At 54.8% G+C, this 850-nt stretch carries 1 protein-coding gene; it reads left to right on the top strand.

Annotated elements, in window-relative coordinates:
- Positions 1-74: 74 nt before the first annotated feature.
- A partial coding sequence (locus tag GTGU_RS23460) for a BigA/YdbA N-terminal beta-barrel domain-containing protein (RefSeq protein WP_038163669.1) occupies positions 75-850 on the top strand: 776 nt, incomplete at its 3' end.

Raw genomic sequence — 850 nt, 5'->3', positions numbered from 1 at the left:
AAAATAATATTTTCATGCTGGATTAAACACCCTTTGTCGCCAGCAAAATAATCCGATACGGAAAGGAGCTTTTAATGGAAAAGAAACGCAGTATTCTGTCGTTATGTATTGCCATGGCCTTAAGCGGCAACAGCTGGGCGGCAGATACGAACGATATTAACAGCAACGAACAGCAGACCATCAACTGCAGCGATGACAGCAGCAAACTCAGCGCTGCCGACAAAGAAAAATTCAGTGCGCAGTGCCCGAAAGACGACGGCAACCTGCTTGAGTGGGTCGCCGCGGGGTTCGCTGCCGTGGGTGCGGCGGTCGGCATTGCCGTCTATAACGACGACGATGGCGGCAGCCACACCTCTGCCGATACCGGCCCGACCCCACCCAATCCGGATGATGGCGGCGATGACGGCGGTGACCCGACCCCGCCGAACCCGGATGATGGTGGCGATGACGGCGGCGATCCGACCCCACCAGCGCCATCTTTCACCACCTACAACAACAACGTCACGCTGGATACCGGCACACAGACGCTCACCTTTGACACGGTCACGCTTAACGGCGAAAGCTGGAATAACGTGACCTTTCATTACGTGCAGGACGGCGACAATTATGTCTTAACCGCGCCGGATGGCCGCACGCTGGTCATTAACCAGAAATACGTCACCAATGAAAATAACGCGGTGATGGGAGGCGTACAGCCAGCCAGCGGGTATTACTGGAAATACGACAGCGAAGGGAAATTCTGGTTTGCGACGGCAGAAACGAAAATTATTGATCAGGATGGCGCCAGTAATACGCTGGCTGATAACACCACCGCCAGTGGCAATGACGCCATCGGCGTGATCATCTCCGG

The organism is Trabulsiella guamensis ATCC 49490, assembly GCF_000734965.1.
Taxonomy (GTDB): Bacteria; Pseudomonadota; Gammaproteobacteria; order Enterobacterales; family Enterobacteriaceae; genus Trabulsiella; species Trabulsiella guamensis.
This window is presented reverse-complemented; position numbering and strand designations above follow the sequence as displayed.